Below are 13,804 nucleotides of genomic sequence, written 5' to 3' on the forward strand. Positions count from 1 at the left end.
ATTTTTGGCTAAAATAGAAAAAATCTTCCGAAATTTGGGACGAAATAAAGAAAATCATTGTTAATAAAATCATAAAAAACTTTGAGTGTAAAAGCAAAAAAACATCTTGGGCAGCACTTTCTGACAGATGAAAATATCGCAAGAAAAATCGTAGAAGGTCTTAGTTTTGAGAACTATAATAATATTATGGAAGTAGGTCCCGGAATGGGAGTTCTTACCAAATATCTTCTTGAAAAGGAACAGAACATTTATCTTGCAGAGATCGACACAGAGTCCATCGAATACCTGAAAAACAACTATTCCAAAGTTACGGAAAATACTTTTGTAGGGGATTTCCTGAAACAGGACTTTAATTTTATCAAGGATGAGCAGATTGCTATTATCGGGAACTTCCCGTATAATATTTCATCGCAGATATTATTTAAGATCGTTGACCATTACGAAATGATTCCTGAAATGGTAGGAATGTTCCAGAAAGAAGTAGCTGAAAGAACTGCTGCGGTTCCAAGAACCAAAGATTATGGTATTCTTTCTGTTCTTATTCAGGCCTACTATGACGTATCCTATATGTTTACGGTTCATGAGAATGTCTTTAATCCGCCACCAAAGGTAAAATCCGGAGTAATCCGCCTTACCAGAAATCCTAAAGAAGGTCTGGCCGGTAATGAGGTTCTTTTTAAACAGATAGTAAAGACAGGCTTCAACCAGAGAAGAAAAAAACTTTCCAATGCATTGAAGTCATTGGTTATACCTGAAGCCTTGAAAGGTCATGAATTTTTAGATAAAAGAGCAGAGGAACTCAGCGTGTATGATTTCATCCACTTTGCGAATCTATGGAAAGAAAACCAATAAGACATATAACAAAAAGCTCCTCATTAAGGAGCTTTTTTATGAAATTTATTTAAATAAAGCCTTTCTGACTGAAAGGCTTTACTCTTTATTATTCTCTGTTTTTTAGCATGATCCAGCCAGACCAGTTCATCTGGGTTTTGGATTTTGGATATTCATAGGTAAACTTATACCAGTAAGTCGCTGAAGGCAATCTCTTACCAGATACAGTACCGTCCCAGGTTGGAGTGTCTTTTGAGAATCTGAACATCTCCACTCCATACCGGTCATAGATAGAACCTGTGAAATTTTTAAACTGACCTAAAGCTTTCAGATCAAGTACATCATTAATTCCATCATTATTAGGAGTAATCATATTGTTGATCTGCAAAGTAAAGAAATCAAATGTTCCTATACAGTGCGTTCCTACTCTTCTCACCTGGATTGTATAATTGGTATTATCTAAAAGCCCTGTGAATATATTAGACTGCTGCCATGTAATTCCGTTATCAATAGAATATTCAATACTGCTTGGGGTATTATTCATCGGAGGGTTTTCTGCAGCAATCGTCAGAGTTTTTTTAGATGTTTGGTAATCTATTCCGATGACATAAGGGATTGCAGCTCCCATCACTTTGGCAGAAAAGGTCTTTTTACAGTATCCGTTATCAATTTCAACGGTATAAATCCCCCATTTTTCTACGTCTATTTTCTGTGTAGTAGCTCCTGTACTCCACTTGTATTTATACTTAGGTCCAGCTCCTGCATCAAGGGTAACACGGTCTCCGTCACACATTTCAACATCTGCTAACGGGCTTATGATTTCAGGAGTAACTTCAATTCTGATAGTTGCAGGGTTAAGAGACTTACACCCTTTTTCTCCTATTGCATACACTGTGAATACTGTACTCTGGTATAAAGTAACATCTTGCATATTGCCTGTTCCCGGAAAGTTACTCCAAAGGTAGGTATTTCCACCTTCTGCTGTAAGGGTTACGGTTTCTCCCGGGCATACCTGAATGCTTGATGCTTTCAGTTGGACAGTAGGTGTTTCTTCTTTCAACAATTTCAACTCTACCAATTTTCTACAGAAACCCCCGTTAGAAACTACTACATGCAATATCTGTCCATCTGTACCATTATAGTTCAGGATATTCTTGATATAATTATTATTCTCAGCAACGGCATCAGCCTGATTTTCATAAAATTTAAATATAGCTCCTGGTGTTGTACTGATTGATGACTTAATGGTACTTAAATCAAAAGTGGTAATATCCGGTGTAGTACAGAGCAATAATGTAGCATCAAATGCTTCAGGCGTTGTTCCGCCGTGGATTTCTATCGATGCTTTACCTGGACATGGGTTTCCGGGTACACTTACTTCAATTGTATAGGTTCCCGGCTGTGCAGCAGTAACTACATTGGTTGTTGCATTAGGAATCAGGGTTCCGTTATAATACCATTGATACAATAAGTTCGGATCACTTACAGAAGCAGTAAGTACCTGAGGTACATTATCACATACGTTAATATCACTAGGTAATTTTGCTCCGCCAGGTCCTAAAAGGTCTACCCCGATATTAAAAGAACCTCCTTCCAGAAATACGGCAGAGTCGAAGCTATGGTCATTGAAGTCAGCGATTACCATTTTAAAATGATATTCCTGTCCTGCCACTACATCTGCTACAGCAGTAAGCGGAACCGTTCTTCCATTAAAGTTCGTCTCAACATTAGTAGTATTATACCCTCCAAAATACTGTTGATTAACAGCTCCACAAGTGGATCCAATTGCAGGGTGAATATTGGTAATACTTACTGGTCCAGCTCCTCCAGGCAGTATCGCCATATTGGTATAGGCTGCTCCTCCTGATGTAGGTCTCAGTAATATAGCAAAGGCATCCGCATAATTACAGGGAAATGTCCCGGTATATTCGTCGGATGCAATTAAATAATTAAACTTGATCTGAGTAGTTGTAGGAACAAAATCAAACTCCAGAAGTACTGCATCATATAATTTGCTTTCAGTAACACCAAGCACCTGTGCCAGATCAGCATCTGACCCACCACCATTGGTATCACTATTACTGGATTCAAAACTATTACCTGCCTTTCTTGCATACCCTGTAGAAAGTACAATACCATCTTTAAAAGGAAAATTGGTTGTTGCCTTATGAAAATATCCCCATGCCCTGTTTGCATCACCTACAGCATGATTAGGGGTAATCTTTACGTTGGATACATTGGGAGTAATACAGGTATTGGTTCCTGATGAAATCAATACATCTTTTACTAGTTTCTCTATACTATAAGCGGATTCCAAATATCCCGGTGCATTCACATCAATAAAAGCGCCTGCTTTTTTAGACTGAATAGACGCTTGTTTCTTTAACACTGATCTGGGCTGCTGACTTTGTGAAAATGAAAAATTTGAGATAAATAAAAATAATAAACAAATCGGTAGGTATCTTATCATAATATTTCTGTTTCAACAAATTTAATTTTTTTTTAAATATCTAATACACATATTTATATTTTTTATAAAAAAATAACAACATTTATAGGCACAAAACAATATTTATAGTAATAAAAGGTGTTTTAAGAAAATGATAATATAAAATAAAAACACAATTTATAAACTTCACTACAATTCAAAAAATACATTAACAAAATCAACCAAAATAAACAACAAAACCCTTCAATTACGAAGGGTTTTGTTGTTTATTTTATATTATAACTTAATTTCTGTTTTTCAAAAGTATCCATCCTGAGCGTTGCTCCAGTTTTTTGCTCGCTGGGTTTTCCCACTGAACTCTATACCAGTAAGTGCCCGTAGGCAGATTGATTCCTTTTAGAGAGCCTCTCCATATTACATCTCCTTTTGTTGCCTTAAAGACTTCTGCTCCGTATCTATCAAAAATAGACGCAGAAAAGTCCTTATATCCACTAATTCCGGAGAAATCTATCGTATCATTTATTCCATCCATATTAGGAGTAATAGCGTTGCTGAGTACGAAGGTATAATAATCCACTGAAGTTCCACATTTCGCATTCTTCACCCTAACCATCAAATGATACATTGTATTGTTTAAGATACCGTTAAATACATTTGATCCCTGCCAGGTCAGCCCACCATCTATGGAGAATTCTAACACCCCACCTGTAGGATTAGTTGCAGTAAGGGTCATGATATTCTTATCATAAGCAACATTGATGATCTCAGGAAGATCAGGATTGACAAGCTGTGCTGTAAATACTTTGGAACACACCCCATTACTTATTGTTACAGAATACGTTCCGGCAATTTTTGTAGTAATTGTCTGCGTGGTAGCTCCGGTATTCCACAGGTAGGTATAATTAGGCCCCGCTCCGGCATCAAGAGTACCGTTATCTCCGGCACAGACATATACATTTTCTAACGTAGAAACAATAGCAGGAACTACATCTATTTTTATCTCGGCAGCTTTCTCAGAAATACACCCGTTCCCTCCTAATGCAAACACAGAATAAATGGTAGTGGTGGTAGGACTTACTACCTGTGTATCTCCGGTTCCCGTAAGACCCACCCAATTATAAGTAACTCCACCAGTAGCGGTAAGGGTAACAGATTCTCCGGCACATATTTTCACTTTATCTGCAGAAACTCCTGCTATCGGAGGTCCTACTTTAACAGTAACGGTTGCAGGTGTAGCAGAAACACATCCATTAGCCCCTACTGCATGTACTGTATACACTGTCGTAACTGTAGGTGAAACAACCTGAGTATTTCCGGTACCTGTAAGACCATTCCCCCAGGTATAGGTAGCTCCACCAGATGCAGTTAATGTTACTGATTCACCAACGCATATACGAGCTTCTGACGATACAAGAGCTGCAATAGGTGCCACTTTATCCTGAGTTACTGTTACTGTTGAACTATATGGACAATTTAGATTTCCCGGCTGGGATATATTGGTAACAGTTAATGTATATGTACCTCCCACACTTACTACAGGCGTAAGGGTATTCCCTCCTGACTGAATAACACCCCCAACTGTCGTCCAGGTAATGGTAGATCCTGGCGGTATTACAGAAGCTGATGCATTAAGAGTAATCTGGGGAGTTGTACAGGTAATAGTCTGCGGAGCAACTATCGTTAAGGTAGTTTCTGCAGCTCTCAATAATTGCAGAGAAACCACATAGCTACAACCTCCGTTGCTAACTCTTACATAGACTGTCTGGTTTGCCGAAGTAGGTAAATACGCTGTAGGAGTTGCTATAACGTTACCATTACCGGCATCAGCATCGGTTTGATTTACATAATATGCAAAAGTAACCCCGGTTGCTGTTGTGATCTGGCCCTGTGATTCCTGAAGATTAAAAGTTAATCCTGGCTGATAGCATTTGTGAAGTATTGCATTCTGTGCTGTGAATGGCTCAGATACTTCGATGGTAAGTGTCGCAGGGTTGGCAGATGCACATCCATTAGCTCCCACACCGATTACAGTATATGTTGTAGTAACTGTAGGAGTTACAGTTTGTGTATTTCCATTTCCGGGAAGGCCACCACCCCAATTATAAGTTGCCGCCCCTGAAGCTGTAAGTGTTATAGATTCTCCCTTACAGATTTTTAGTTTAGGAGCTGTTAAAGTTGTATTAGGCGGAGCACTATTTCCTGTCACCGTCACGTTTGCAACCGCTGTACAGTTGATATTTCCAGGCTGATAAGCTTTTGATATTGTCAATGTATAAGTTCCCGGCGCATTGATTACAGGATTCAGCGTAGTGTTTCCTGAAACAATATTTCCACCTGTAGTAGTCCAGTTGAATGTAGCTCCGGCAGGATAAACTGAAGCTGATGCATCCAGTGTAATCTGCGAATTAGCACAGGTCAATATTGCAGGAGGTACAATAGAACCTGTCATCTGTGGTGCTTTAGCTAGATTCAGCTCAGCTACTTTAGCACAGAAGCCATTTTGTACCCTTACATATACCGTTCCTCCGGCACTCTGATAGGCTGTAGGATTAGGAATTATATTAGCAGGACCACCTGCATTGGCATCTGCTAATGTTGTATAATAAGTAAAGACTGCTCCCGCTGTTGTACTTATTGCAGGTTGTGCTGCAGGCAGATTAAATGTCGCATTTCCTGCACTGTAGCAGGCTGTCAATGTAGCGTTTTGCACTGTAGGAGAAGTTCCTCCCACAACGGTAATTTTTGCCTCTCCCGGACAGGTACTACCAGGTATCAATACTTTCACCGTATAGACCCCGGGTTGTGTTGCTGTATAGCTGGCATTGGTTTCTCCTGGGATCAGTACATTATTTAAAAACCACTGATATGTCACATTAGGATACTGAACTGAAGCGGTGAAAGTCTGTGGTGTATTATCACACATATTCACTGAGCTTGGCAGCTGTACACCTCCCGGACCGAGGATTTTCACTCCTATATCAAAGGATCCTGCGTCTAAAAACACAGCCGAATCATAGTTCCCATCCTGAAAATCAGCCAAAACCATCTTAAAATGATAGGTCTGCCCAGGGATAACGGTTGCTTTTGCCTCCAAAGGAACGGTACGGCCTTCAAAATTGGTTTCAATCTGAGCAGTATTGGTTCCTCCATAATATATTTCGTTTTTTGGACCACAATTAATATTAGCCGGGTGGATATTCGTTACACTTACCGGTCCTGCTCCTCCCGGAAGTACCGCTAAATTCGTATAATTAGGATCACCAACTTTCTTCAGCAATAAAGCAAAACCATCAGTAATATTACACGGGAATGTTTTCTGATATTCTTCTGAAGCAAATAAATATTTAAAGGTAATCTCAGAGGCAACAGCTACGAAATCAAATTCAATATAGGTAGCATTGGTCAGCTTCGCATTACTAATTCCCAAAGCATTTGCCAGATCTACATCTCCTCCTGTACCCAAGTCATCATTAAGGTCGGGTATATAAGAATTTCCTGCATTTTTAGCAAATCCGGTAGAAAGAATAATCCCTTTAGAAAAAGGAAAATTCGTTGCCACTTTATTAAAGTAACCCCAGCTTCGGTTCTGATTAGTGGGTGGTAAATTGGGAAAAACAAGTACATTACTTATATTATTACTAGCACATCCCCCACCTGAGATAAGAACATCTTTCACCAACTGAGTAATACTATAGGAAGACTCAGGATAATTGGAAGTATTAACATCAATAAAAGCACCTGCTTTCATAGTGGCAGTGCTAGGTTTTTTGGCCGCACCTATTTTGCTTCTCTCCTGAGCAAAAATAAAGCTTCCCATAAAAACAAAAAACAACACTAAAAATAAACTTCCTTTCCTCCTATTTAACATTTTATAGTATTTTAAACAAAAATACTATTTTTTTTGATTTAAATTCAGTTTAACATAATTTACATTGTTACTAATTCAAATTTATTAATCGTAGAATATCAACTTAATTTATTTCAATATCAAAAAAAAAGACTGACAAGGCAGTCAGTCTTTCAATAATATTTTTGAATTATTCTATATTCTTAAGCAGGATCCAACCCGTTTTCACGGTAAGCAATTTGCTTGCCGGATCTTCAAAGGTAACCTGATACCAGTAAGATGAGGACGGTAATCGTTTTCCCTGGAAGTATCCATCCCAATAAGGTCTGAACCTTTCAGCCCGGAATACTTCTTTTCCATAACGGTCGAAGACCTTACCGCTGAAATCTTTATATTTTACGATTCCTCTAAAATCGATAATATCGTTAATATTATCTCCGTTTGGAGTAATTACATTTCTCATAACAAAGGTAAAGTACTCCAGGAATCCTACACAGCTTGTAGTCTTCACTCTTACACGAATGGCAATAACTTCATTTTTAGGCACATTTGTAAATACATTGGAATTCTGCCATGTAAGGCCATTATCTACGGAATATTCCAATATACCATTACTAGGATTGGTGGCTGTAAGAACCATGGTTCCCTTGTCATTATAGTTCACATTAATAATTTCAGGAATAACGGCTTGTATCACTTTGGTTTTAAATTCTTTAGAACACACCCCATTACTGATCGTTACACTATATTCTCCAGGTTTATTTGCTGTAATAGTCTGTGTTTTATCTCCGGTACTCCATTCATAGGTATATCCGGGGCCTGAGCCGGCATCTAAAAGAATTCTGTCACCTTCACAGATCTGTCCGCCTTTCAGTGTAGAAACAATAGCCGGTACTACCTCAACGGTAACTTCAGCCGGTTTTGAAGACTTACATCCCAGAGCTCCTACAGCATATACGGAATACGTTGTTGTTTTGGTAGGGCTCACCGTTCTTGTTCCATCTGTAACAGAAGTTGTATCACTCCATTCATAAGTTACCCCGCCGGTTGCTGTCATCAACACAGATTCTCCCAAACATATCTTCAGCTTTGCAACATTAAGACCCGCAATAGGGGTTTCTTCTTTTCTCAGTGTTAATGTTGGAATTTTACTACAAAATGCTCCATTAGATACAAGAACATATAATATCTGACCATCCGTTCCATCGTAATTGGAAAGATTCTTAATATAATTATTATTTTGAGCCTGAGCATCTGAAAGCTTCGCATAAAAACGGACTACAATTCCTGGTGTTGTACTGATCATAGGGATTGCACTCTCTAAGTTAAAAGTTTTAACAGTAGGCGTTATACAAAGCTTTAGTACTGCATCCTGGACCGTTGGGCTGGTTCCTCCGACAATGGTAATCGTAGCCTCACCCGGACACTGGTTTCCGGGAATCATTACTTTTACGTAATATACGCCTGGTTCCACAGCAGTATAAACAGAATTGGTAGCTCCCGGAATCACAACGCCATCTTTATACCACTGATAAGTCATCCCTGGGATGTCGGCTAACAGTGCCTTTAATGCCTTAGGAGTATTATCACACATATTAATTGTAGATGGCAGAACAGCTCCTGTTTCATCAACGATTTTCACACCGATATCAAATGATCCACCTTCTAAAAAAACAGAAGAGTCTAACTGTGTATCCGATGCATCTGCAAGAACCAATTTGAAATGGTAAGTCTCTCCAGGAATTACGTTAGCAACAGCCGTTAAAGGAATAGTTTTTCCGTTATAATTAATTCCTATATGTGGCATATTCAACCCTCCAAAATAAGTTTCATTGATGGGTCCACAACTGAAGCCCACTCCTCCCGGAACAATATTCGTTACACTTACAGGTCCTGCACTTCCAGGTAATACAGCCAGATTCGTATATGCAGGATCTCCTACTTTTTTAAGCAGAAGCGCAAAAGCATCAGCGTAATTACCGCACGGATAATCCCCACCAGGATCATATTCCTGAGAAGCAAATATATAATTGAATTTTACCAGGGTAGAGCTTGGAACAAAGTCAAACTCAAGTGCTACTGCATCTTTCAGGGCTACAGGAGGATTAGTTGCTGCCACCAGATCCGGATCACTTTCTGTTCCTACCGATTTGCTCACATCATCAGTAAAGCTATTTCCTGCATCTTTTGCATGACCAGTAGTCAGTACAATTCCATCTTTAAAAGGAAAATTTGCAGTTCCTCTATTAAAGTAGCCCCAAAATCTTTCGGGCTTATTTACGGCATGATTAGGAGAGATGGTAACATTGGTAACATTTGCTGATGTACAGGAACTTCCACCATTGATCAAAATTTGTTTAACCAGCTGTTCAGGAGTAAAACCTGAAGGTGGATAAGGAGGAACATTTACATCTATAAAGTTGCCAGCCTTAAGATTTGCTCCCGTAGGTTTCACCTTTGTTGTCTTTCTTTCAGGAACAACCTGGGAAAATACAGAAATAGAACTCAGTAAAAACGTTAAAAGAAAAAAGTAGTGTTTCAATCTATAATTCAACATTTTGATTTCATTTTGCCCAAATGTAGCAAAAATAATTATATCTTATCAGTATTTAAGACACTTACATCTCTGTTTTTAATGAAAATTCACAATAAATACTTTTTATTTTTAAATTTACTGTAAAAAACAATACTCAATCATAAAAAAAACAGACCAGCAAAGCTGACCTGTTCTTATATTCTCAGAGATCTTCCAATCTCCTATTCATCTTTTTTCAACTGATCTATTTCATCCCGAAGTTGAGCAATAATGTCCTTCAAAGCTTTTATTTCATTTTTATTTGAACTTACATTGCTTTTTAGGATAGCATTTTTAGCCTTTTCATTATGATCCTCTTCTTCTTCATCTTCATTAATCTCTTCAATATCCTCACTGATTTCTTCGATGTCTTCCTGAATATCTTCGATATCTTCATTAATTTCCTCAATATCCTCACTGATCTCTTCAATATCTTCGCTGATTTCTTCGATATCTTCCTGAATATCTTCGATGTCTTCCTGGATATCTTCAATTTTTTCGTGGCTTTTGTTCACAGACATCTGAATGAAAATTGCCAGATAAATAGCTTCCAGAGAAAGTACTGTAGTAAGAATCAGAAGCATCTTATCAAAATCAACAATTTTCAGCATCGGAAGCAAAAACGAAGTAACAAACAGCAAAGTATGTACAATCAGAGACTGAATAGATCCTATCCATGAGGTAATACGATCTGCTATTTTTTCGAGAACTTCTGCTTTTTCATTATATTTTTTCATCCTTTATTTTTTACAACAGTTCTTTCGTCACGCCTAATCCAAACAGAGCAAAATCATATTTTGCAGGGTCTTTTTCATCAAATTTTCTAATGGCTACATCCAGTTCTTCCACTGTTTTCCAGTCATTCTGAGTTCTTTCCACCAACCCCAACTTTCTTGAGATATTCCCGGTATGCACATCCAATGGAATAGACAGGTATTTCTGATCTATATTTTCCCAGATACCGAAGTCTACACCACGTTTATCCTTACGTACCATCCACCTCAGAAACATAATGATTCTTTTGGCTGAGGAATTCTTATACGGTGAGCTTATATGCTTATGACTTCTATGTTTCTCCACCTGCAGGAAACTGCTTCTGAATCTTTCTATGGCGTGTTGGAAATTAGTTTCCGAATCTTTTACTCTAAACAGTTCTTCCAGGCTTTCATGATCTTTATAAATTCTGTTGAACTGTTTGATAAAATAAGAAAAATCTTCTCCGTTAAAAGTTCTGTGAATGCTTTTATCCTGAATGTCTTTCAAATCTCTTTCAGAATAATTCAACACAAAATCATAGGGAGAATTCCCCATAAGATCCAGCATTTTATTGGCAGAGTTGATGATCGATTTTCTGTTTCCCCAGGAAATAGTTGCAGCCAGAAAGCCTGCAATCTCAATATCCTGCTTCACTGAGAAACGATGCGGAATCTGTATCGGATCATTTTCTATAAAATCAGGAGCGTTGTATTGGTTGGCCTTTTCATCCAGAAAGCTTTTAAGCTCTTCAAACTTCAACATATTTATTTAAATTTTTACACTCTCCAGAGCTTTTGGCAGGAATGAATTAGGGAAAATGGTTCTGGCTTCATCGGTAAATACCGTCAGATCTGCATATCTGTTGGAAAAATGCCCCAAAATAAGCTTTCCTACCTGAGCTTTTTGTGCAATGGTTGCTGCCTCCAATGCAGTAGTATGTCCTGTATAATCTGCCATTTCTTTTAAATCATGCAAAAAGGTAGACTCATGATACAGAGCCGTCACGTTTTTAATAATCGGAATTACACTTTCAAGATAACGGGTATCACTACAGAATGCATAAGATACAGATGGAGCCGGATCAAGAGTCAGTACTTCATTTTTAAGAACATAACCATCACTTAAAACGAAATCTTTTCCTGCTTTGATATTATGATAATCACAGCTTTCAATTTCACTGTATTTGGCAATTTCCTTCATATCCAGATGTCTGTCCTTCGGCTTTTCTTTAAAAAGATAACCATTACAGTAGATTCTGTGATCTAAAGGAATGGTATATACCTCCACTCTATTGTCCTCATAGATCTTTTCGGAATAATCTTTATCCAATTCATGATATACCACTTCAAAACCACGATGCGTTTCCGTAATCTGGAAAATAGTTTCCATCATCTTCTTAATCCCTTTCGGACCATAAACATGTAATGGGTTTTCTCTTCCCAAAAGACGAAAAGAGGCAATAAGCCCCGGAAGACCAAAGCAATGATCACCGTGAAGATGAGAAATAAAAATATGGTTGATTTTTGAAAATCTGGCTTTTGCTTTTCTCAACTGTACCTGTGTTCCCTCTCCACAATCGATCAGGAAGAGCCTTTCTTCCATTTCCAACAGCTGGGCTGTGGGTGAGGTATTGATCGTCGGAATCGCTGAATTAAAACCTAATATTGTTAAATAAGTACTCAAATCAATTGTTTATTGTAACAAATGTACGACAGAAATTTTAAAACATATATTTTACCTTTACTTTTAAGCAGGAAAAGCATAAAAAAACCACTTCTCCGGGAAAGAGAAGTGGTTCTTTTTATCTTTAGTATTGATTACTTTACTTTTAAAAAATCCATAAACAGATCCAATGCCTGCTTACGGTGGCTGATCTTGTTTTTATCTGCGGGATCCATTTCTGCAAAAGTTCTGTCATATCCTTCCGGAACAAAAATCGGATCATACCCGAATCCTTTGAATCCTTTATTTTCAGTCAGTAAATTTCCGTGAACTCTTCCTTCGAAATATTGGGCCCCATTTTCATCATAATAACATAAAACAGTCACAAAATAAGCTTTCCTGTTCTCTACTCCCTTCATTTCTTCCAATACCTTTTCAATATTTTTAGCAAAATCATGATCTCCGGCATAACGGGCAGAGAATATCCCAGGTCTTCCGTCTAAAGATTCTACAACAAGCCCGCTGTCATCTCCCAAACTCGGAACTCCAGTCTTTTCAAAACAATATTTCGCCTTAATTAAAGCATTAGCATGAAAAGAATCTCCATCTTCTATAATTTCTTCGTGAATGTTATAATCTGTAAGACTTTTAACGGTACAGTCATTTCCTAAAATCTGCTGAATCTCTTCTTTCTTATGCTCGTTGTGGGTAGCTACCAATAATTCCATTTCTATATTCATTTTCAATTTTACTTTTTAACTGCTGTTGATTATATTTCAGAATAATGTACTTTATATTTCTTCATAAAAAGATAGTAAAACAAAGAAAAAAGTAGAATTCCTATGGCTAAAATCAGCCATTCTGAAACATTAAAAACTTTTGCAAAACTTTCATCTTTACCATAAAGTACCAGTAATGACAAGGTCAGGTTATTAAATGCATGCAACAATATCGGCATCAGTAAAGATTTTGTCTTGTGATATACCAATCCTAACACGCACCCCAGCATCACAGCACTGATGAACTGCCATGGGTTTCCATGAACTACTCCAAAAATAATAGATGCATATAAAATAGCTCTCCATGGTTTTACTCCTTTATTGATCAGTCCTTTCTGGATAATCCCTCTGAATATGATTTCTTCAAAAATGGGAGCCATAATTACTGTCATGATAATCATAACCACAGGATTATCGGTCAGCTGGCTCATAAGCTGAATGAAATATTCGTAGAAATCTCCGAAAAAAGGACCTGATGTAGGAATCAGTGTTGTTGTAAACTCTGAAATAAACATCATCCCTGCCATCATTGGAAAAATAAGGAGATAGGTATAAAAATTAACGGATGAAAGATTAAAATTAAGCCTCTGCTGTGTGGTTCTTCTCACAATGAAAAAATCGAAGAATGCAATGGATGTGACGAATCCTACAGAATTGGCCACCATCAGAAACCAGTCTTTCAATTCAAGATTTTCTTTGAAAGCCACCTTCCAAAAGGTACTGAATAAAGAAACAGCCATCGTCCCTACAAACAATCCAACCACTAAAGTAACAGCGCCCAGCCATGTGAAAGTAAACTTCGGATACCTGCTATTTTCCATTCTTTTTTCTGTAAAAATTTATTGAAACAAAGATAATTTTTTTGAATGCTACAGGCAACTAAAAAAGAAAATACTTAAATTAGC

General features: G+C 37.7%; 9 protein-coding genes. 1 reads left to right on the forward strand and 8 read right to left on the reverse strand.

The features are described 5' to 3' along the window. The first annotated feature begins 81 nt into the window (after window positions 1–81). Window positions 82–852 (forward strand): 16S rRNA (adenine(1518)-N(6)/adenine(1519)-N(6))-dimethyltransferase RsmA, encoded by a 771-nt coding sequence (gene rsmA, locus M2372_RS08080; protein WP_115973476.1) that lies wholly within the window; start codon window positions 82–84, stop codon window positions 850–852. An 88-nt stretch (window positions 853–940) separates the two neighbouring features. On the opposite strand, the gene M2372_RS08085 is transcribed toward rsmA, so the two are convergent. From M2372_RS08085 to M2372_RS08120, 8 genes are all read right to left on the reverse strand, one after another. After that, the gene (locus tag M2372_RS08085) at window positions 941–3,220 is read right to left on the reverse strand and encodes a choice-of-anchor L domain-containing protein (protein WP_310473119.1); all 2,280 of its coding nucleotides are present in this window, start codon (window positions 3,218–3,220) and stop codon (window positions 941–943) included. A gap of 343 nt (window positions 3,221–3,563) precedes the next feature. Then, window positions 3,564–7,148, reverse strand: a complete 3,585-nt coding sequence (locus M2372_RS08090) for a choice-of-anchor L domain-containing protein (protein ID WP_123319837.1) — start codon at window positions 7,146–7,148, stop codon at window positions 3,564–3,566. Window positions 7,149–7,317: 169 nt separating this feature from the next. Then, window positions 7,318–9,684, reverse strand: coding sequence for a choice-of-anchor L domain-containing protein (locus M2372_RS08095; RefSeq protein WP_123319838.1), 2,367 nt, complete (start codon window positions 9,682–9,684; stop codon window positions 7,318–7,320). A 200-nt stretch (window positions 9,685–9,884) separates the two neighbouring features. After that, on the reverse strand, window positions 9,885–10,439 hold the full coding sequence (locus M2372_RS08100) for a DUF1003 domain-containing protein (RefSeq protein WP_115973480.1): 555 nt from the start codon (window positions 10,437–10,439) through the stop codon (window positions 9,885–9,887). Between the two features lie 10 nt (window positions 10,440–10,449). Next, complete coding sequence (locus M2372_RS08105) at window positions 10,450–11,220, reverse strand: TIGR02757 family protein (protein WP_394337828.1); 771 nt, start codon at window positions 11,218–11,220, stop codon at window positions 10,450–10,452. Between the two features lie 6 nt (window positions 11,221–11,226). Next, the gene (locus M2372_RS08110) at window positions 11,227–12,141 is read right to left on the reverse strand and encodes a ribonuclease Z (RefSeq protein WP_115973481.1); all 915 of its coding nucleotides are present in this window, start codon (window positions 12,139–12,141) and stop codon (window positions 11,227–11,229) included. A gap of 134 nt (window positions 12,142–12,275) precedes the next feature. Beyond that, window positions 12,276–12,860, reverse strand: coding sequence for an RdgB/HAM1 family non-canonical purine NTP pyrophosphatase (gene rdgB, locus M2372_RS08115; protein ID WP_409013132.1), 585 nt, complete (start codon window positions 12,858–12,860; stop codon window positions 12,276–12,278). Window positions 12,861–12,889: 29 nt separating this feature from the next. After that, the gene (locus tag M2372_RS08120; protein WP_115973482.1) at window positions 12,890–13,720 is read right to left on the reverse strand and encodes a CPBP family intramembrane glutamic endopeptidase; all 831 of its coding nucleotides are present in this window, start codon (window positions 13,718–13,720) and stop codon (window positions 12,890–12,892) included. Window positions 13,721–13,804 lie beyond the last annotated feature (84 nt).

The organism is Chryseobacterium sp. BIGb0232 (genome assembly GCF_024810195.1).
Lineage (GTDB): Bacteria > Bacteroidota > Bacteroidia > Flavobacteriales > Weeksellaceae > Chryseobacterium > Chryseobacterium pennae.

What these genes read in the sequence shown, in the direction of transcription:
- M2372_RS08105 (WP_394337828.1), bottom strand. Translation starts at nt 11,220, where the DNA reads ATGTTGAAGTTTGAAGAGCTTAAAAGCTTTCTGGATGAAAAGGCCAAC.
- M2372_RS08095 (WP_123319838.1), bottom strand. Translation starts at nt 9,684, where the DNA reads ATGTTGAATTATAGATTGAAACACTACTTTTTTCTTTTAACGTTTTTA.
- M2372_RS08100 (WP_115973480.1), bottom strand. Translation starts at nt 10,439, where the DNA reads ATGAAAAAATATAATGAAAAAGCAGAAGTTCTCGAAAAAATAGCAGAT.
- rdgB (WP_409013132.1), bottom strand. Translation starts at nt 12,860, where the DNA reads ATGAATATAGAAATGGAATTATTGGTAGCTACCCACAACGAGCATAAG.
- M2372_RS08090 (WP_123319837.1), bottom strand. Translation starts at nt 7,148, where the DNA reads ATGTTAAATAGGAGGAAAGGAAGTTTATTTTTAGTGTTGTTTTTTGTT.
- M2372_RS08120 (WP_115973482.1), bottom strand. Translation starts at nt 13,720, where the DNA reads ATGGAAAATAGCAGGTATCCGAAGTTTACTTTCACATGGCTGGGCGCT.